This window comes from Haloechinothrix sp. LS1_15, from assembly GCF_033042135.1.
In the GTDB taxonomy this organism is placed as follows: domain Bacteria; phylum Actinomycetota; class Actinomycetes; order Mycobacteriales; family Pseudonocardiaceae; genus Haloechinothrix.
Genome location: NZ_WBXM01000012.1, coordinates 91,583 through 109,555, shown reverse-complemented (window position 1 = coordinate 109,555; position 17,973 = coordinate 91,583). Strand labels below are relative to the sequence as shown.

The following is a 17,973-nucleotide window of genomic DNA, read 5'->3' as shown; positions in this document are numbered from 1 at the left end:
CGGGGGTCCTCACAGGTTCCGATGTGGCGCGCACCGCGCGCTCCATCGCCGACGCTCAGGAGCACTCTGGGGCCATCCCGTGGTTTCCCGGCGGGCACGTCGACCCGTGGGACCACGTCGAGTCCGCGATGGCGCTGAGCGCGGGCGGGCTGCTCGGTGAGGCCGAGGCCGCCTACGAGTGGTTGCGTCGTACCCAGCGGCAGGACGGCTCCTGGCCGATGCAGGTCCGCGAGGGGGTCGTGGAGGATTCGGGATCGGACAGCAACTTCTGCGCCTACATCGCCGTCGGTGTCTGGCACCACCTGCTGGTCACCGGCGACGAGGCGTTCGCAGACCGGATGTGGCCCGCGGTGCGTGACGCCGTCGATTTCGTGATCGGACTGCAGGGCGAGCGCGGCGAGATCTTCTGGGCCAGCGACGAGCTCGGGGTGCCGTTCCCCGAGGCCCTGCTGTCCGGTAACTCCAGCGTGCACCACAGCCTGCGGTGCGCGCTGGCACTGGCTGGGTACCTGGACCAACCGCAACCCGAGTGGGAGGTCGCCCTCGGCAGGCTGGCGCACGCGTTGCGCGAGCACCCCGAGGCCTTCACCGACAAACACCGCTACTCGATGGACTGGTACTACCCGGTGCTCGGCGGGGTGTTGCGTGGCGGGCAGGGTGAGCAGCGGCTGTGGCAGCGGTGGCGGCACTTCGTCGTCGACGGGCTCGGCGCCCGCTGCGTCGACGACCACCCCTGGGTCACCGGCGCGGAGACCTGCGAGCTGGTGCTCAGCCTCGACGCGCTTGGCTGGACGGACACCGCGCGCGAGCTGCTCGCCGCGATGCAGCACCTGCGCGAGACCGACGGCTCCTACTGGACAGGTCTGGTCTACGCCGACGACAAGCGATGGCCGGAGGAGCGCACCACCTGGACGGCCGCGTCCGTGGTGCTGGCCGCGGACGCGCTGTCGCGGACCACCCCGGGCAACGGGATCTTCCGCGCCGAGACGCTACCGACCGGGCTGGCCATCGACGGCGCCCGTTGCGGTTGCCGCAGCCTCTACGCCACCGGCGCGCCCAGCTGACCGCCGTCGCGGCGGAGCACCCGCAGCGAGCCGGTCGCGGCGACTTCGTGGAACTGGCCACCGTCGATCGCGCGGCGGTAGATGTGGTACGGCGGGCGCCCGCCGTCGGCCGGGTCGGGGAAGACGTCGTGGATGGCCAGGATCCCGCCGGGCACTACCCACGGCGCCCAGCCCGAGTAGTCGGCCTGGGCCGCCTCCTCCGTGTGGCCGCCGTCGATGAACAGCAGCGCGATCGGGCTGCGCCAGAACCCCGCCACGGTGACCGAGCTGCCAACCACGCCCACGACGTGGTCCTCCACCCCGGCGTCGGTGATGGTGCGGCGGAACGTCGCCAGCGTGTCCAGCTTGCCGGAACGCGGGTCCACCAGGTCGGGGTCGTGGTACTCCCAGCCCGGCTGGTGCTCCTCGGAACCCCGGTGGTGGTCGATGGTGACCACGGTGCCGCCGGTCCGGCGTGCCGCCGCCGCCAGGAAGACCGTGGACTTGCCGCAGTAGCTGCCGATCTCCACGGCCAGCCCTGCGCCGAGGTGTTCGGCGGCCACCTCGTACAGCGCCAGCCCTTCTTCGGTGGGCATGAAGCCCGGTGCGCGTACGGCATGGTCGAGCAGGTTGTCGGGTAACGGCACCGGATCTCCGCCTTTCGGTGCGTACATGATGATCGGCCGGTCGCACGTCATGGTAGTGCCACGTGGAAACCGGCCAGGACACGGAGTGCATCTCCGCTTGGGTCGAGCCAGCGAGAATGGTTACCACTTTCGTTCCCTACGGGCCCGACGAATGTCGGTAGTGTTCCTTCACTCTAGCGAGTGACGCTAGGACGGTACGTGTCCACCGATCGTGGCGTACCGCCACAAGAGCGAGGGATAGACGATGAGAAGGCTATGGCTGATGCTCGTTGCCACCGCGATGAGCCTCGCCCTGCTGGGAGTCGCCCCGGCCACCGCCGCGGCGACGGAACCCGAGGACGACACCCCCGACTCGGTGCCGTTGATCATCGACGGCAACTATGCCGACGAAACGCGCGGAGCAGCGCGGATGTTCGTCGACGGCAACGAGCGGTGCAGCGCGAGCATCATCGCTCCGGAATGGATCCTGACCGCCGACCATTGCGTCGGTCAAGGCCAGCACACCTTCCGCATCGGCAGCACCAACCAGCACTCAGGCGGGACGATCGCCACCGGGGTGAACATCCACAGTCACGGGTGGGCCGACATCGCGCTGGTCGAGCTGGATCGGCCCGTGCAAACCGAGTACGCCCAGCTCGCCGACTCGCCTGCCGACGTCAACGTCGGGGACACCGTGCAGACGTACGGTTGGGGAGCGACCTGCACCGACCGTCCCGAGGCGCAGTGCCAGTCCCAACACCTGAAGTACGCCAACGTGAACGTGACCTCCACGTCGTGCCGTGACGCCTACTGGGGCACGGCCATCTGCGCCCAGCGCGGGGACGGGATCCCCGCGGGCGGGGACTCCGGTGGCCCCATGTTCAACGACGATGTCCAGGTGGGCGTGGCATCCACCAGCGACCGCAGCACCAGGACCGCCTACACCAGCGTGATCGCCTATCACGACTGGATCAGCTCGGTCGCCGGTATCTGAGCAGTCGCACTGCCAGTGCCGTGGTGGCTACCGCTGGTGCGGTGGCCACCACGCACGCAGGCGCCGGTCCAGGTGCGTGTGTGGCTGGCCGAACAACTGCGTCGAAGAATGTGCCCGCTTGAAGTACAGGTGCGCGTCGTGTTCGGCGGTGATGGCGATGCCACCGTGCATCTGGATCATCTCACCGGCTACACGGGACAATGTGTCCGAGCAGTACACCCTGGCAGCGAGCGTGGTGTCCTCGGCCTCGGGTACGCCGGCATCGATGTCCGCCCCTGCTGCCGCGCTGATGGAGCGCGCGCTTTCCACGAGCACGTGCATATCGGCCATCCGGTGCTTCAGCGCCTGGAAGCTCCCGATCGGCCTGCCGAACTGGACGCGCTCGGAGGTGTAGGACACCGTGGCCTCCAGCGCGCGGGCGGCCGCTCCGACCTGCTCGGCGGCGAGGACCGCGCAGGCGGCGTCGCGTACCCCGCGCAGCGCTTGCCCGAAATCACCGTTGCCGAGCCGCGTCGCGGCGGCACGGTCGAGCGCTACCGTGGCGAGCCTGCGGCCGGGATCCATGCCGGGGGTGTGCTCCCGCCGCACCCCGCTGTCCAAGCCTCCTGGGTGCTCCACTTCGAACAACCCGATACCGTCGTCGCAGATGGCGATTGCGAGTAGCGTGCCCGCGGTGTCGCCGTCGAGCACGTAGTGCGCGGTACCTGTCACCCGGTGGTGCCGCCCGTCGGGCGCTGCTACCAGCGCCGGTTCCGCCGGATCCCACCGGCCGTCCTCGCCGGTCCAGGCCAGCGTCGCCAGCGCACCGCCGCTTGCCAGCGGGGGGAGCAGCCGCTCGCAGGCCTCGTCGTCGCCCGAAGCCAGCAGCGCCAGAGTGGCCAGCGTGGCCGAACCAAGCAGCGGACCGGGCGCCAGCTGCCTGCCCAGCTCCTCCGCGACGACCTGCAACTCCCGCACCCCGGCGCCGAATCCGTCGAATCGCTCGGGCACCGCCAGCGCAGCCACGCCGACCTGCTCGCACAACACCGACCACAGCTTCTCGTCGTAGCCGCGCGGCCCGGCCATGGCCTCGCGCACTCGCTCCGGGGACGACTCGCGCTCCAGTACACTGCGGACGGTTCGGCCCAGCTCAGTCTGTTCCTCGGTGGTTCCCGGCATAGTCACCTCCCCGTCCCGGCCAGTTCCCCGAGCACGCGGGCGCGGTGCCACGCCTGGGTACCCCACGCCCCGTGCAGCGCGCGCACCCTGGTCAACCACAGGCCGGTCGCGTGCTCGGCGGTGTAACCGATCGCACCGTGCACCTGGAGCGCGGTTCTGGCGGCGCGGTAGGCAGCATCGGCCGCGCTGACCTTGGCGGCGGAGACGTCCCGCCGCACGGTGTCCGTGCCGGAGTCGACCGCGACCGCGGCGCCGTGCAGCAGTGGCCTTGCCAGCTCCAGCTCGGTGGCGACGTCGGCGAGCATGTGCTTGACGGCCTGGTACTGGCCGATCGGCTTGCCGTACTGCACCCGGTTCTTGGCGTAGTCCACGCTGGAATCCAGGAGCCACTGACCGGCACCGACCAGCTGCGCGGCGCAAGCCAGGGTGCCGAGGAGCAGCGCACGTTCGGTGGCCGCGGCCGCGGTAGCCAGCCGGGTGGTGTTGCCCCCCGGAACGTCGAACAGCCTGCGGGCCGGGTCTATCGAGGTCAGCGGCGCGCCGTCTGGCCTGGGGAACTCGAGTACCGCATCGCCGTCCAGGCACAGCCGGAGCTCGGCGATGTCGGCATCCAGCGCGTGCGGCACGGCGGGCGGCGTCTTGAGGGTGGCGATGCTCGTCCCGGAAGCCAACGCCGGGAGCCTGCTGGCCGCTAGGTCCGTCTCGCCCAGCTCGGCGAGCAGTGCGGGCACCGCGGCGAGCGATTCCGCGATCGGCCCGGGAACCGCGTGGTAGCCGATTTGCTCGAGCGCCACCACGAGATCCACCGTGCCTGCGCCGATCCCGTCGTAGCGCTCCGGGACGGCCAGCGCGGTCACGCCGAGCTCGGCCAGCTGCCGCCACAGCGCGAGACCTGGTTCGTGCTTGCCGCCCGCCCACGCCCGGATCGCGGCCGGGGTGTCGGAGTCGGCGAGCATGGCGGCGATGCTGCTGGAGAAGTCACGTTGCTCGCGGGAAAGGGCGAATCTCATGAGCCACTCCGGTTCCTGTTCGCGCTGCTCTCTCTGGGGAGCCCGAGCAGGCGTTCGGCGACGATGTTGCGCTGGATCTGGTCGGTCCCGCCGTAGATCGGCCCGGCGAGCGCGAACAGGTAGCCCGCGCTCCAGTGGCCCCCGTCCGATGCGGCCTCGCCGGTCAGCTCGGCCGCTGGGCCGAGAAGGTCGAGTGCGGTCTCGTGCAGTTCCACGTCCAGATGGGACCAGTACAGCTTGTTCACGCTTGACTCGGGACCGAGATCGCCACCCTCGGACAGCCGGGTCACGGTGTTGCAGGTGTACAGCTGGTACGCCCGCGCGCGGATCCAGGCGTCGGCGACCCGTTCGGCGAGTGCGGTATCGGACGTATCGCCCTGCCGGTGCCACAGGCCAACCAGCTTGTCCGCGGACGCGAGGAACCGGCCGGGGCTGCGCAGCGACAGGCCGCGCTCGTTGTTCGCCGTCGTCATGGCAACACGCCACCCGTCGCCCGGCTCGCCGATGACATCGGCGTCGGGCACGAATACACCGTCCAGGAATATCTCCGCGAACCCGTACTCCCCGTCGAGCTGGGCGATCGGCCGCACCTGCACGCCCTCTGCCCGCAGGTCGAACATCACGTAGATCAGGCCGCGGTGTCGCTCACTGCCGGGCTCGCTGCGGAACAGCCCGAAGGCCGCGTCGGCGAAGGCCGCACGGGAGCTCCACGTCTTCTGGCCGGATAGCAACCACCCGCCTTCGGTGCGGGTCGCGGTGCTTCGCAGCGACGCGATGTCGCTGCCAGCGTCCGGTTCCGACCACGCCTGCGCCCACACCACGTCCGACCGTGCCATCGCGGGCAGCACGCGTTCCCGCTGCTCCGGGGTGCCGTGGGAGAACAGCGTCGGCGCGAGCATGAAGATACCGTTCTGGTTCACCCGGCCCGGCGCTCCCGCGGCGTAGTACTCCTCCTCGAACACCAGCCACTCCAGCATCGAGGCCTCGCGCCCGCCGTACTCGGCAGGCCAGGCCACGGCCGCGTACCCGGCGTCGGCGAGCTTTGCCTCCCATGCGCGATGCTGCTCGAAGCCCTTGGCTGTGTTGAACGACTCCAGCGGCCGCTCCGGGACGTTCGCGGCGAGCCACTGCCGCACCTCGCTGCGGAACTCCAGCGTCCGCTCGTCGAGATCGAGATCCACGGTCCTTCCTTTCACCCCTGCTTGCGCGAGGCCATCGACTTGGCGTCCTGCCCGCCGAGCGAATCGCCGCCGTGCACCTCCGCGTTGTGGGCATGCGCGAAGTGGTGCAGCCCGAAAACCGAATCCATTCCGCTTCGCATCCCCATTAGGTCCTCAGCCTGGTTGACGGCCTTCTTGGCCAGTGCGAGCCCGAAGCCCGGCATCTCGGCCACCTGCTCTGCGAGCTCCAATGTGGAGGATTCTAGTTCCTCGCGGGGCACGACCCGGTTGACCATGCCCCATTCCTTGGCCTGCGCGGCGCTGAACCGTTCCCCGGTGAACAGGACCTCCTTGGCGGCCCTCGGCCCGAGTACCCAGGGATGGGCGAAGTACTCCACGCCGGGAATGCCCATCCGCACGACCGGGTCGGAGAAGAAGGCGTCTTCGGAAGCCACGATCATGTCGCAGGACCACGCCAGCATCAATGCCCCCGCGATGCAGGCTCCCTGCACGCTGGCGATCGTGGGCTTCGGGATTTCCCGCCAGCGCCTACACATGCCCAGGTACACTTCCGCTTCGCGGGCGAACCGCTTGTCGCCACCTTCCCGTCCCACGTGGTCCCACCACAGCACCGCCTTGCGGTCGAACGAGATGTCCACGTCCCTGCCCGGCGTGCCGATGTCGTGCCCCGCGGAGAAGTGCTTGCCCTCCCCAGCGAGCACGATGACGCCCACCTCGTCGTCGTCCACCGCGGCGCGGAACGCGTCGTCGAGCGCGTAGGTCATCGCGGAGTTCTGAGCGTTGCGGTACTCCGGGCGGTTCATGGTGACCAGCGCTACCCTGCCGCGCCGCTCGTAGCGGACCACCTCGTCGGCTGCTGCGTTCATGCGCGCTCCTTCGTGCTCGTCGTGCCGTCCCGCAGGACTCGCTTGAGGACCTTCCCGGTCGCGTTGCGGGGGAACTCGCTGACGAACTCGACCTGGCGGGGCACCTTGTAGTTGGCCAGCCGTTCCTTGCAGTGATCGATGACGTCGGTTTCGGACAGATCCGCTCCCGGTGTGGGCAGGATGTAGGCCTTGCCGACCTCGCCGAGACGATCGTCGGCGACGCCGACGACGGCCGCCTCGGACACGCCGTCCAGCCGCGCCAGGGTCTGCTCCACCTCGGCCGGGTAGACGTTGAACCCACCGGAGACGTACATGTCCTTGATCCGGTCGGTGATCGTCAGGTAACCGTGCTTGTCGAGCACCCCCACGTCCCCGGTGTGCAACCAGCCCTCGCTGTCGATCGCGCGGGCCGTTTCCTCCGGGTCGTCGAGGTAACCGAGCATCACGTTCGGCCCCCGCAGCAGGATCTCGCCCGGCTCGCCGGGCGGGGTGCGGGCACCGGAACCGTCCGTGGCCACGGTGATGACCTCGAAACCCGCCGCCGCCTTGCCGCAGGTGGTCGCCACGGTCCTCGGCCGGTCGGTGGGCCGGCACATGGTGGCCACGGCCGCCTCGGTCAGCCCGTAGGCGGTGAGCACGCAGTCGAAGCCGAGCTGTTCGCGCATCCGCTCCACGAGCACGACCGGCACGGTGGCCGCGCCGGTCACGGCCAGGCGCAGGCTCGAGATGTCGAACTCCTCGCGCCGGGGGTGGTCGAGCATCACCTGGTAGATCGTCGGGGCGCCGGGAAGCACCGTCACCCGCTCCGATTCGATGGTGGCGAACGCGGCCTCTGCGTCGAACGTCACCTGCGGGATGATCGTGGCCCCGCGCAGGATCGCGGCGAGGATACCCGCCTTGTAGCCGAAGCTGTGGAAGAAGGGGTTGATCACCAGGTAGCGGTCCCGCTCGGTGAGCCCGCCGAGCTCGGCCCACGCTTCGGCGACGCCGAGCGACTGCGTGTGCGCGCTCATCGCGCCCTTGCTGCGCCCCGTGGTCCCCGAGGTGAACAGGATATCGCTCGGCTCATGCGGGTCGGCATGGGCCAGCCGGGTATCGAGTTCGCCGCTGCCGATGCCCCTGGCGCGCTCGGGGATGTCGGTCCAGTCCAGTACCGCCTCGCCCGGCTCGGTGGCCGACGGCTCGGACTCCACCGGGACGCGAAGCACGGTACGCAGCGTGGGGATACCGGGTACCGGCTCGCCGTCGCGCCCGTGGCCCTGGTCACCGGAGCGCGCGGCGGCCTCGCGTAGCGAGGCCAGCCGGTCGGTGCCGAGGAACTCCCCGGCGATCACCAGTGCGGTCGCGGCGCTGCGCCGCACGATGTCGAGGATCTCCTCACCGGTGTACCGGGTGTTGATCGGCACCAGCGTCGCCCCGGCGTACAGCGCGCCGAGCGCGGCCTCCACCCAGTGATGCGTGTTGGGCGAGCAGATGGCCACCCTGTCGCCCTCGCGGATGCCTTCGGCGATGAACAACCGGGCGCAGTCGCGTACTCGCTGGTGCAGGTCGTTGTAGCTCAACCGCACCGAGCCGTCGACGACGGCCTCGCGGTCGCCGAATCGTTGCGCGGCCGCGACCAGTGCCTGCGGGATCGTGTCGGGTCTCGTGCCGCCGGGGGAACCCACCTCTTCACCTCCCTAGCAAGTGCTTGGTAGCCTAGCGTACGTAGTCACAGCCAGTTTGGCCAGGCCTGGACGGCTGAGCCAGCCGCAGCGACCCGGATGTGGTCGTCGCGGGCTCGCAGCACCGAGGAGGACGCACCGTGGCCGAGCAGGGAGCCGAGCACGGGACGGAGTCGAACGAGCGGTTCCGCTCCCGGGTGCGCGACTGGCTGGAGAGCAATCTGACCGGGGAATTCGCCGGGCTGCGTGGCCTCGGCGGGCCGGGGAGGGAGCACGAGGCGTTCGACGAGCGGCTGGCATGGGAGCGGCATATGGCCGAGGCGGGTTGGACCTGCCTCGGTTGGCCTGCCGAGCACGGCGGCGCGGGCCTGCCGCTGGACAAGCAAGTGATCTTCCACGAGGAGTACGCACGAGCCGAGGCACCCGCCACGGTGAGCCACCTCGGGCAGGAATTGCTGGGACCGACGCTGATCGCGTTCGGTAGTAGGGAGCAGCAGGAGCGCTTCCTGCCGCCGATCCGCGCGGTGGAGGAGTTGTGGTGCCAGGGTTACTCGGAGCCGAACGCGGGGTCCGATCTGGCGGCGGTGTCCACCTCGGCCGTCCGAGAAGGCGACGAGTGGGTGATCACCGGCCAGAAGGTGTGGACCTCGTTGGCGCATGTGGCGGACTGGTGTTTCGTGCTGGCCAGGACGGAGCCGCGATCGCCGGGATCACGCAAGCACGCCGGGTTGAGCTACCTGCTGGTGCCGATGGACCAGCCCGGCGTCGAGGTTCGCCCCATCAACCAGCTCACCGGGACGTCGGAGTTCAACGAGGTCTTCTTCGACGGTGCCCGCACCGCAGCCGACATGGTGGTCGGCGAGCCGGGGGACGGGTGGCGGGTGGCCATGGGCACGCTCGCCTTCGAGCGCGGGGTCGCCACCCTCGGGCAGCAGATCGGCTTCCGGCGTGAACTGGAGGACCTGACGCGGCTCGCGCGGGAGAACGGCGCGCTGGACGATCCGACCATCCGATCCGAACTGGCGCGGGCCTGGGTGGAGCTGGACGTGATGCGGGCGCACGCACTGCGCACCTTGGGCAGCACCGAGCGGGGCGCCGCCGAGGTCGCCAAGCTGCTGTGGGCGAACTGGCATCGCGACCTCGGCGAGTTGGCCATGCGGGTGCGTGGCGCGGCGTCGCTGGTCACCGGCGGCGGAGCCGAGGACTTCGACCAGTGGCAGCGGTTGTTCCTGTTCACCAGGGCCGACACCATCTACGGCGGATCGAACGAGATCCAACGGAACGTGATCGCGGAACGCGTGCTGGGGTTACCCAGGGAGCGGAGAGGGGAGGTACGCCAGTGACGACGATACCGCCGTACCCGCAGGGCAAGGACTTGCTGGCGGGCAAGATCGTGGTGGTGACGGCCGCTGCGGGAACCGGGATCGGTTCCGCTGTCGCAGCCCGGTGCCTCGAGGAGGGTGCCAGCGTCGTGATTAGCGACTGGCACGAGCGAAGGCTGGGGGAGAAGCTCGACGAGCTGGCGACCGAGCACGGCGACCGGGTGCATGCCATCCCGTGCGACGTCACCGAGGAGAGCCAGATCGCCGAGCTGATCTCGGGCGCGGTCGGGCAGTTCGGCAGGATCGACGTGATGATCAACAATGCCGGTCTCGGCGGTTCGGCGTCCATCGTGGACATGGACGATGCGGAGTGGAACCGTGTGCTGGACATCACCCTCAACGGTACGTTCCGTGCCACCCGCGCCGCGCTGCGGCAGTTCATCGCCCAGGGTGGTGGTGGCGCCGTGGTCAACAACGCCTCGGTGGTCGGCTGGCGCGCCCAGGCCGAGCAGGCGCATTACGCCGCGGCCAAGGCCGGGGTGATGGCGCTGACCCGGTGCGCGGCAGTGGACGTTGCCGACCACGGCATCCGGGTGAACGCGGTGGCGCCCAGCCTCGCGATGCACCCGTTTCTGGCGAAAGTCACCAGCGAGGAGCTGCTGAGCGAGCTGGAGCAGCGTGAGGTGTTCGGCAGGGCCGCGCAGCCGTGGGAGGTGGCGAATGTGATGGTATTCCTTGCTAGCGAGTACGCCTCCTACCTCACCGGTGAGGTGCTGTCCGTCAGCAGTCAGCACCCCTGACCAGCAGCGAGGATCAGATGAGCACGACCAATCAACCAGGTGACACCGTCCAGGCGGGCTCGAGCCGCAGGGCGGAGCTGCTTGCCCTTGCCGGCCGGTTGTTCGCCGAGCGCGGGTTCAAGTCGACCACGGTTCGCGACATCGCCGACGCGGCGGGCATCCTTTCCGGGAGCCTCTACCACCATTTCGACTCCAAGGAGCAGATGGTCGACGAGATCCTGACGGCCTTCCTGGACGACCTGTTCGGTACCTACCGGGAAATCGTCGCGCAGGATCTGGGGCCGAGGAAGACGTTGGAGGCCGCGGTGGCCGCGTCGTTCGACGCGATCCACAAACACCACGACGAGGTGGCTATCTTCCAGCACGAGGCCAAGTACCTGGTGCAGTTCCCCCGCTTCGCCTACCTGGCCGATCGTAATGCCGAGTTCTACCAGCTGTGGACGTCGATCCTCACCGAAGGGGTACGGACGGGGGCGTTCCGCGCGGATCTGGATGTCGAGCTGACCTACCGGTTCATCAGGGACACCGTCTGGGTGGCGGTGCACTGGTACAAGCCGGGCGGTTCGCTGACCGCGGAGGACGTCGCCGACGAGTACCTGGGCATCCTGCTCGACGGGATCGCCACGCGCCGCGGCAAGAAGCCCGGCGGGAAGGGCAGCGGCAGTTCCGGATGAAGGAGTGGTTGCGGTGACAGAGGCGGTGGTCGTCGACGCGGTACGCACCCCGGTCGGCAAGCGCGGCGGTGGGCTGGCCGAGGTGCACTCGGCTGATCTGGGGGCACACGTGCTGGCCTCGGTGATCGAGCGGTCGGGCGTACCCGCCGAGCTGGTCGACGACGTGGTGATGGGCTGCGTCGACACGCTGGGCTCGCAGGCGGGCAATATCGCGCGTACCGCCTGGCTGGCTGCCGGGCTGCCGGAGCACGTCCCCGGCGTGACGGTGGATCGGCAGTGCGGTTCGAGCCAGCAGGCGGTGCATTTCGCGGCCCAGGCGGTGCTGGCGGGCACGGCGGATGCGGTGATCGCCTCCGGTGTGCAGAACATGAGCCAGATCCCGATCAGTGCGGCCATGCTCGCGGGCCAGCAGTATGGCTTCGAGGACCCGTTCTCAGGTTCGGCGGGATGGCGTGCCCGTTACGGCGACGCGGAGGTGTCGCAGTTCCGTAGCGCGGACATGATCGCCGAGAAGTGGGACCTCACGCGGGACGCGATGGAGCGGTTCGCGCTGACCAGTCACGAGCGCGCGATCGCGGCGATCGACGGGGGCAGGTTCGACGCCGAGCTGGCGCCGTACGGCGAGGTCACCGTCGACGAGTGTCCCCGGCGCGGTACCTCGATGGAGAAGATGGCCGCTCTGGAACCGCTCGCGGCCGATTCCCGCATCACCGCCGCCATGGCCAGCCAGATCTGTGACGGCGCGAGCGCCGCGCTGATCACCTCCGAGCGGTTCGCGGTCGAGCACGGGTTGCCGGTACGGGCGCGGATCCATCACATCTCGGTGTCGGCTGCGGATCCGGTGTGGATGCTGACCGGTCCGATTCCCGCGACGCAGCGTGCGTTGCAGCGTTGTGGCTTGGACATCTCCGATATCGACCTGTTCGAGGTGAATGAGGCTTTCGCCAGCGTGGTGCTCGCGTGGCTGGCCGAGACCGGTGCGGATCCGGAGCGGGTCAACGTCAACGGTGGGGGGATCGCGCTGGGGCATCCCATCGGTGCCACCGGCACGAAGCTGTTCGCGACCCTGCTGCACGAGCTGGAGCGGCGGGGCGGTCGCTTCGGCTTGCAGACGATGTGCGAGGGCGGCGGCACCGCCAACGTCACAGTGATCGAACGGGTGTGACCCCGTGCCCGGCACCTAGACCCCCCCGTGTCGGGCGTACAGGACGCTGGTGTTGGGCGTGCGAGCACCCCGTGGAGGGCGATCGAGTCCCAGGGGACCGGCCAGGCAGCCCAACTCAGTGTGTCGGCACGCCAGACACGGGGTGTCCCAGGGCCGGAGACGGCGAGGATCTGTCAGTGCAGTGTGTCGAGGTGATCGATGCGCTCGACGGCTTCGTCCACGATCTGCTCGATCAGCTCGGCCACGCTCGGCAGGTCGTCGAGCATGCCTGCCACCTGGCCGGAGGCGAGCACGCCCGCGCCGAGGTTGCCCTCCACGAGCCCGGCACGCAGCAGCATGGGCGTGTTCGCCGCCATCATCAACTGTGACCAGGTGCGGTCGCCGCCACGGCGCAACGCCAATCCCTCGCGCGCGAGCGCCCGCCAGGACACGCCGGTGAGCTTGCGGAACCGCAGCGTGTTGCGGGCGGCATGGGCGAAGGCGCGCAGGCCGCCCGCGTGTTCGAGCCGCGTGACCAGGTCGGTGCGCAGCACGCGGTGCGGCATGCCGTCGACCTTCCTGGTAACCACCGTGTCGCCGAGGCCGCTGGCCAAGTAGGCCTGCTTGACCTCGTCCGGCACCGTGCTCTCCTTGGTGAGCAAAAAGCGCGTTCCCATCCCGACGCCTGCCGCGCCGTAGGCCAGGGCGGCAGCCAGGCCTCGACCGTCGTAGAAACCGCCTGCCGCGATCACGGGGATGTCGACGGCGTCCAGCACTGAGGGAAGCAGCAGCGTGGTAGCGACCTCACCGGTGTGCCCGCCACCCTCGCCGCCCTGCACGATGACCGCATCCGCGCCCCACGAGGCGACCTTCGCGGCATGCCGTGCCGCCCCGACCGAGGGGATCACCACGATCCCGGCCTCGGAGAGTTGAGCGATCATCTCCTTGCGTGGTGCCAGTGCGAAGGACGCAACCCGCACGCCCTCGTTGATCAACAGCTCTACCCGCTGCTGGGCGTCGTCCGCGTCGGCTCGCAGGTTCACCCCGAACGGCGCATCAGTGCGCTGCTTCACCTCGGCGATTGCCGAGGCGAGCTCGCTGTAGCTCATGGTGGCCGATGCCAGGATCCCGAGGCCGCCCGCTTGTGCCGTGGCCGAGACGAGCCGGGGACCTGCCACCCATCCCATACCGGTCTGCACCACCGGATGCTCGATGCCGACCAGCTCGGTGAGCGGCGTGCGCAAGCGCGCTGTCCCGGTCATGTCCGCACTTCCTTGTCTCGTGTGGACTTCGGGTCGAGCACGTCGCGGATGAGACGTAGTTCCTCGGTGGTGGGCATCCTGGTTTCGGTGGTCGCCGAGGTGTCCGGCTCGAAACCGGTGTTGGCGAGCACCTCGTCCACGCTGACCCCGGGATGCACCGACAGCAGCCGCATGCCGCCGTCGTTCGCGCCGAAGTCGAACACGGCGAGGTCGGTGACCACGCGATGCAGGTCGTGATACCGGGACGCGGCGGGCCCCGCGGCCGTGGCCCGGTCGGTTCCCACCCCGGAGACCACGTCGACGCGCTCGGTGAACACCCGGGTGCCGTGCTTCGGCACCCAGTAGCTGGTGCGGTGATTGACGGTGTTGCCTGGAGCGCCGCGCACCCCGAGCAGCTGGCGGGTCGGGTGGTCGTGCGCGCCGATCGCTGAGATGTTCTGGTTGCCGAACCGGTCGAGCTGGCTGGCGCCCATCACGACATGCCGGTTACCGTGTGGGACCACGGTGTCGAGCATCTTCTTGAACGGCTGCCAGCCCTCGACCGTCTCCCGGCCAGGTTCACCGGTCATCAGGTACGCCTCACCGTCGGTGAGAAGCAAGCCAGGGGCGAACGTCAGTCGGGCCAGCTTCGCGCCGATCGCAGGCACGATCCCCATCGGACTGACCACCGTCTCGCCGTCGCCGCGGAAAAGCTCGGCGCAAGCCACGGCGGCGATCTCTGCACGGGTCGCCTCGCTCATGCGGCTGCCTCCTCCTCAGTGAACCTGGTGACCTCGGCCTGGTAGCTCGCCTCGTCACCGGAGAGGAACCGGTCGACGAAGCGTTCCCAGCCGGTCGGGTCCTTGGCGGCCTCGGCGTAGTGGCGCTGGAACCGTTCATCCCTGCCGTAGTCGGGTACCGCGGAGGTGAAGTGGGCACCGCGTGGTGCCTCGACCACTCCGGTGACAGCGGAACGGCTCAGCAGCAGGGACTGCACCGGTGCCGTCGCGGTCAGCTCCTCGGTGTCGACGACCCGTTCGGCGCTGACGTAGCAGCGGTCGGCGGCCAGCGCGAAGTCGTCGTCGAAGTAGGGATCGGGCCCGAGGTACTGCGCGTTGCCGCTCGCGTCGGCCCGGTTGAGGTGAACCAGCGCCGCGTCGAGCCGCAGTGGCGGTACCGCGAGCAGCTCCTCACCGTCGTCGTAGGGTGACCGAACCGTGCGCAGTTCCGGGTTCACGGTGACCACATCGGATCCTAATCCGGCCCTGATCGGCTGAAAGGGCAGGCGCTTAACGGCGGCGGCGAGCCCGGCGTGAAACATGCCCTCGTCGTACTCGGTGACGCTGATGGCGCCAGCTTGGCGCGTCGCGGCGAAGTGCGGGTCGATCGGGATTGAGTCCAACGTGACGAACCCGAAGACGAGCTTGCGGATCTTTCCTGCCGCTGCCAGCAGGCCGACGTCGGGGCCGCCGTAGGAGACCACGGTCAGGTCGGTGAGCCCGGAGCGTAGGATGGCCCGTACCAGGGCCATGGGTTTGCGGCGCGAGCCCCAGCCGCCGATGCCGATGGTCATGCCGTCGCGGAGTTCGGCGACCACCTCGTCGGCTGTCATGCGTTTGTCGATCATCCTTGCTCCCTGGAGTGGGACGTGCCGAGGAAGTCCTGGCGGGCGGAGTCGGACACGCCCGCCAGGTTGAGCTCGAACGTGAAGCCTTGCTCGAAGCGGTAGCTGCGGTGCACCGGCTGGGGGTCGATACCGTTGATCGCCTCCTTGGCCTTGCGGATGACGCGGGTGTCCTTCGCGGCGATCTCCCGCGCCACCTCCAGTGCGGCGGAGTCCAGCTCCTCGCGCGGTACCACGCGGAACACCGAGCCGAAGTGGTGCAGCTGTTGCGCGGTGACCGTGCTCGCCGTGTAGTACAGCGCGCGCATCAGGTGCTGCGGCACCAGCCGCGCGAGGTGGGTGGCCGCGCCGAGCGCGCCCCTGTCGACCTCGGGAAGACCGAAGGTGGCTTCCTCGGCGGCGACCACGAGGTCGGCGTTGCCAACGAGGCCGATTCCGCCGCCGAGGCAGTGGCCGTGCACCGCCGCGATCACGGGCACGGCGCACTCGTATACGGCGGAGAACGCCGCCGCGCAGCCGTGATTGGCCCCGATCAGTGCCCCGTAACCGTCGTCGGCCTGGATCTCCTTGATGTCCACACCGGCGTTGAAGCCGCGCCCCTTCGCGCGAAGGATCACGACATGGCAGTCAGGGTCCCTACCTGCCGCGGTGACGCTGTCGGCGAGATCGAACCAGCCCTGCACGGTCAGCGCGTTCACCGGTGGCGCATCCACCGTGACGATCCTGACGTGCGGTTCGGGCTCCTCGACGCTGACGGGTGACGACATACCGGCCTCCGAGTTATCCACACCTACCAAACCTAACACTTGCTTGGTACGTTAGCAGGGTAATGCCGATCGAGGTAGGAGTCCGCGGCGGGCGATGACAAGTGAGGAGGTCGGCGCATGGCGCTCTCTCTTGGTCTTGACGGAGCGGTGGCGCTGGTGACCGGCGGTGTGCGAGGGGTGGGCGCCGGGATCGTGCGCTCCTTCCTCCATGCGGGAGCCAGCGTGGTGACCTGCGCGCGGAACGCACCGGAATCGCCGATCGAGGCGGGCGGCTCGACCGCCGAGTTCGTCGCCTGTGACATCCGTGACACAGAGCAGGTCGATCAGCTGTTCCGGCACATCGAGCAACGCCACGGCCGGGTGGACATCCTGGTCAACAACGCGGGTGGCGCCCCGTTCGCCGAGGCGGCCACCGCCTCACCCCGGTTCCACGACAAGGTCATCGGGCTCAACTTGCTGGCGCCGCTACAGGTGGCACAGCGCGCGCACGCGGTCATGTCCACCCAGGATTCCGGCGGGGCGATCGTCAACATCAGCAGCGTCAGCGGTACCCGCCCTTCGCCGGGTACCGCGGCGTACGGCGCGGCGAAGGCGGGGCTGGACAACCTCACGGCGAGCCTTGCCGTCGAGTGGGCACCAGCGATCCGGGTCAACGCCGTGGACGTCGGGATGGTGCGTACCGAGCTGGCCGAAATGCACTACGGCGATTCCGAGGGAGTGGCCGCGGTCGGCTCCACTGTCCCGCTCGGACGACTGGCCGAGGCCGAGGAAGTAGGCAACTGCGCGGTCTTTCTCGCCTCGCCCTTAGCTTCTTACGTCAGCGGAGCGACACTGAAAGTCCACGGTGGAGGGGAGCGGCCCGCGTTTCTCGACGCGGCAACGACACAGCGACAATCACAGCAGGGCAAGGAGTGAGGATGAGCGGAATCAACGACGGTAGGGTCGTGATCGTCACCGGAGCCGGGCGCGGCATCGGCCGGGCGCACGCCTTGGCGTTCGCAGCCGAGGGCGCATCGGTGGTCGTCAACGATGTCGGCGTGAGCCTCGACGGTGCGGGACAGTCGGTCGGGCCTGCGCAGCAGGTCGTCGACGAGATCGAGGCACGGGGCGGTAAGGCGGTGGCCAGTACCCACGATGTCGCCGACTGGGAGGGTGCGCGCGACCTGATCAGCACCGCGCTGGAGACCTACGGGCGCCTGGACGTGCTGGTGAACAATGCGGGGTTCCTGCGGGACCGGATGCTGGTCAACCTGGAAGAGAAGGACTGGGACGACGTGATCCGGGTGCACCTCAAGGGGCACTTCGCGACGATGCGACACGCCGCTGCGCACTGGCGCGCGGAGAGCAAGGCAGGCAGGCAGCCGGACGCGCGGATCATCAACACCAGTTCCGGCGCGGGCCTGCTCGGCAGCATCGGCCAGGGAAACTACTCGGCGGCCAAGGCGGGTATCGCGGGATTGACGATCGTGGCCGCGGCCGAGTTCGCCCGGTACGGTGTGACGGTCAACGCCATCGCCCCCGCTGCCCGCACCAGGATGACCGAGCAGGCGTTCGCCGAGGATATGGCCGCCCCGGAGGGCGGTTTCGACGCGATGGCCCCGGAGAACGTGTCCCCGCTGGTCGTCTGGCTGGCAAGCGTAGAGGCAGCCGATGTGACCGGCCGCGTGTTCGAGGTGGAAGGCGGCACGGTGTCGCTGGCGCAGGGCTGGCGGCACGGCCCGGCCCACGATAAGGGCGCCCGCTGGGAACCAGCCGAACTCGGGCCTGTGGTGCGCGAGCTGATCGCCGACAGTCCTGCGCCGGAGCCGGTATACGGAACCTGACAGCCGGGCGTGTCGGGCGTGTCAGCACTCTGTGTT

18 protein-coding genes are annotated in these 17,973 nt (G+C 69.3%); 8 read left to right on the top strand and 10 right to left on the bottom strand.

The window, feature by feature from the left end; translation table 11 throughout:
• The first annotated feature begins 23 nt into the window (after positions 1 to 23).
• On the top strand, positions 24 to 1,064 hold the full coding sequence (locus F8178_RS17105) for a prenyltransferase (RefSeq protein ID WP_317495838.1): 1,041 nt from the start codon (positions 24 to 26) through the stop codon (positions 1,062 to 1,064).
• Here the strand turns inward: F8178_RS17105 and F8178_RS17100 are convergent.
• A complete protein-coding gene (locus tag F8178_RS17100) occupies positions 1,040 to 1,690 on the bottom strand; it encodes a class I SAM-dependent methyltransferase (protein WP_317495837.1) in 651 nt (216 codons plus the stop codon). The two genes, F8178_RS17105 and F8178_RS17100, sit on opposite strands and share 25 nt — an antisense overlap.
• A 244-nt stretch (positions 1,691 to 1,934) precedes the next feature.
• Between F8178_RS17100 and F8178_RS17095 the strand changes: the two genes are divergently transcribed.
• A complete protein-coding gene (locus tag F8178_RS17095) occupies positions 1,935 to 2,663 on the top strand; it encodes a trypsin-like serine protease (protein WP_317495836.1) in 729 nt (242 codons plus the stop codon).
• Positions 2,664 to 2,690: 27 nt separating this feature from the next.
• Here the strand turns inward: F8178_RS17095 and F8178_RS17090 are convergent, their stop codons facing one another.
• The 5 genes from F8178_RS17090 to F8178_RS17070 are packed head-to-tail and all read right to left on the bottom strand — an operon-like array spanning position 2,691 to position 8,545.
• Positions 2,691 to 3,821 carry an acyl-CoA dehydrogenase family protein gene (locus tag F8178_RS17090; protein WP_317495835.1) on the bottom strand — a complete coding sequence of 377 codons (1,131 nt, stop codon included), beginning with the start codon at positions 3,819 to 3,821 and terminating at the stop codon, positions 2,691 to 2,693.
• 2 nt (positions 3,822 to 3,823) lie between these two features.
• The gene (locus F8178_RS17085) at positions 3,824 to 4,831 is read right to left on the bottom strand and encodes an acyl-CoA dehydrogenase family protein (protein WP_317495834.1); all 1,008 of its coding nucleotides are present in this window, start codon (positions 4,829 to 4,831) and stop codon (positions 3,824 to 3,826) included.
• Entirely contained in the window at positions 4,828 to 6,012 is a 1,185-nt protein-coding gene (locus tag F8178_RS17080) for an acyl-CoA dehydrogenase family protein (RefSeq protein ID WP_317495833.1), read from the bottom strand. Before F8178_RS17080 ends, F8178_RS17085 begins: the two co-directional genes overlap by 4 nt.
• Positions 6,013 to 6,023: 11 nt before the next feature.
• Positions 6,024 to 6,878: an enoyl-CoA hydratase gene (locus tag F8178_RS17075; RefSeq protein WP_317495832.1), complete on the bottom strand. Its 855-nt coding sequence runs from the start codon at positions 6,876 to 6,878 to the stop codon at positions 6,024 to 6,026.
• The gene (locus tag F8178_RS17070) at positions 6,875 to 8,545 is read right to left on the bottom strand and encodes a FadD3 family acyl-CoA ligase (protein ID WP_317495831.1); all 1,671 of its coding nucleotides are present in this window, start codon (positions 8,543 to 8,545) and stop codon (positions 6,875 to 6,877) included. The genes F8178_RS17075 and F8178_RS17070 overlap by 4 nt, the downstream gene beginning before the upstream one ends.
• A gap of 137 nt (positions 8,546 to 8,682) precedes the next feature.
• Here F8178_RS17070 and F8178_RS17065 point away from each other — a divergent pair, with 137 nt between their 5' ends.
• The 4 genes from F8178_RS17065 to F8178_RS17050 are packed head-to-tail and all read left to right on the top strand — an operon-like array spanning position 8,683 to position 12,503.
• Positions 8,683 to 9,885: an acyl-CoA dehydrogenase family protein gene (locus F8178_RS17065; RefSeq protein ID WP_317495830.1), complete on the top strand. Its 1,203-nt coding sequence runs from the start codon at positions 8,683 to 8,685 to the stop codon at positions 9,883 to 9,885.
• The gene (locus F8178_RS17060; protein ID WP_317495829.1) at positions 9,882 to 10,664 is read left to right on the top strand and encodes an SDR family oxidoreductase; all 783 of its coding nucleotides are present in this window, start codon (positions 9,882 to 9,884) and stop codon (positions 10,662 to 10,664) included. The genes F8178_RS17065 and F8178_RS17060 overlap by 4 nt, the downstream gene beginning before the upstream one ends.
• 17 nt (positions 10,665 to 10,681) lie before the next feature.
• On the top strand, positions 10,682 to 11,338 hold the full coding sequence (locus F8178_RS17055; protein WP_317495828.1) for a TetR/AcrR family transcriptional regulator: 657 nt from the start codon (positions 10,682 to 10,684) through the stop codon (positions 11,336 to 11,338).
• A 13-nt stretch (positions 11,339 to 11,351) separates the two neighbouring features.
• On the top strand, positions 11,352 to 12,503 hold the full coding sequence (locus F8178_RS17050) for an acetyl-CoA C-acetyltransferase (protein ID WP_317495827.1): 1,152 nt from the start codon (positions 11,352 to 11,354) through the stop codon (positions 12,501 to 12,503).
• A gap of 173 nt (positions 12,504 to 12,676) precedes the next feature.
• On the opposite strand, the gene F8178_RS17045 is transcribed toward F8178_RS17050, so the two are convergent.
• The 4 genes from F8178_RS17045 to F8178_RS17030 are packed head-to-tail and all read right to left on the bottom strand — an operon-like array spanning position 12,677 to position 16,114.
• The gene (locus F8178_RS17045) at positions 12,677 to 13,744 is read right to left on the bottom strand and encodes an NAD(P)H-dependent flavin oxidoreductase (protein ID WP_396345701.1); all 1,068 of its coding nucleotides are present in this window, start codon (positions 13,742 to 13,744) and stop codon (positions 12,677 to 12,679) included.
• On the bottom strand, positions 13,741 to 14,484 hold the full coding sequence (locus F8178_RS17040) for a CoA-transferase (RefSeq protein WP_317495826.1): 744 nt from the start codon (positions 14,482 to 14,484) through the stop codon (positions 13,741 to 13,743). Before F8178_RS17040 ends, F8178_RS17045 begins: the two co-directional genes overlap by 4 nt.
• Complete coding sequence (locus tag F8178_RS17035) at positions 14,481 to 15,350, bottom strand: CoA-transferase (RefSeq protein WP_317495825.1); 870 nt, start codon at positions 15,348 to 15,350, stop codon at positions 14,481 to 14,483. Before F8178_RS17035 ends, F8178_RS17040 begins: the two co-directional genes overlap by 4 nt.
• Entirely contained in the window at positions 15,347 to 16,114 is a 768-nt protein-coding gene (locus F8178_RS17030; RefSeq protein WP_317495869.1) for an enoyl-CoA hydratase family protein, read from the bottom strand. The genes F8178_RS17035 and F8178_RS17030 overlap by 4 nt, the downstream gene beginning before the upstream one ends.
• Before the next feature lie 117 nt (positions 16,115 to 16,231).
• On the opposite strand from F8178_RS17030, the gene F8178_RS17025 reads away from it, so the two are divergent.
• Positions 16,232 to 17,029, top strand: a complete 798-nt coding sequence (locus F8178_RS17025; protein ID WP_317495824.1) for an SDR family oxidoreductase — start codon at positions 16,232 to 16,234, stop codon at positions 17,027 to 17,029.
• A 2-nt stretch (positions 17,030 to 17,031) separates the two neighbouring features.
• Positions 17,032 to 17,937, top strand: coding sequence for an SDR family oxidoreductase (locus F8178_RS17020; protein WP_317495823.1), 906 nt, complete (start codon positions 17,032 to 17,034; stop codon positions 17,935 to 17,937).
• Positions 17,938 to 17,973 lie beyond the last annotated feature (36 nt).

Excerpts from the sequence above, each read along its gene's own strand:
- F8178_RS17095 (WP_317495836.1), top strand. The coding sequence starts at position 1,935 with ATGAGAAGGCTATGGCTGATGCTCGTTGCCACCGCGATGAGCCTCGCC.
- F8178_RS17090 (WP_317495835.1), bottom strand. The coding sequence starts at position 3,821 with ATGCCGGGAACCACCGAGGAACAGACTGAGCTGGGCCGAACCGTCCGC.
- F8178_RS17085 (WP_317495834.1), bottom strand. The coding sequence starts at position 4,831 with ATGAGATTCGCCCTTTCCCGCGAGCAACGTGACTTCTCCAGCAGCATC.
- F8178_RS17075 (WP_317495832.1), bottom strand. The coding sequence starts at position 6,878 with ATGAACGCAGCAGCCGACGAGGTGGTCCGCTACGAGCGGCGCGGCAGG.
- F8178_RS17055 (WP_317495828.1), top strand. The coding sequence starts at position 10,682 with ATGAGCACGACCAATCAACCAGGTGACACCGTCCAGGCGGGCTCGAGC.
- F8178_RS17045 (WP_396345701.1), bottom strand. The coding sequence starts at position 13,744 with ATGACCGGGACAGCGCGCTTGCGCACGCCGCTCACCGAGCTGGTCGGC.
- F8178_RS17040 (WP_317495826.1), bottom strand. The coding sequence starts at position 14,484 with ATGAGCGAGGCGACCCGTGCAGAGATCGCCGCCGTGGCTTGCGCCGAG.
- F8178_RS17035 (WP_317495825.1), bottom strand. The coding sequence starts at position 15,350 with ATGATCGACAAACGCATGACAGCCGACGAGGTGGTCGCCGAACTCCGC.
- F8178_RS17030 (WP_317495869.1), bottom strand. The coding sequence starts at position 16,114 with ATGTCGTCACCCGTCAGCGTCGAGGAGCCCGAACCGCACGTCAGGATC.
- F8178_RS17025 (WP_317495824.1), top strand. The coding sequence starts at position 16,232 with ATGGCGCTCTCTCTTGGTCTTGACGGAGCGGTGGCGCTGGTGACCGGC.
- F8178_RS17020 (WP_317495823.1), top strand. The coding sequence starts at position 17,032 with ATGAGCGGAATCAACGACGGTAGGGTCGTGATCGTCACCGGAGCCGGG.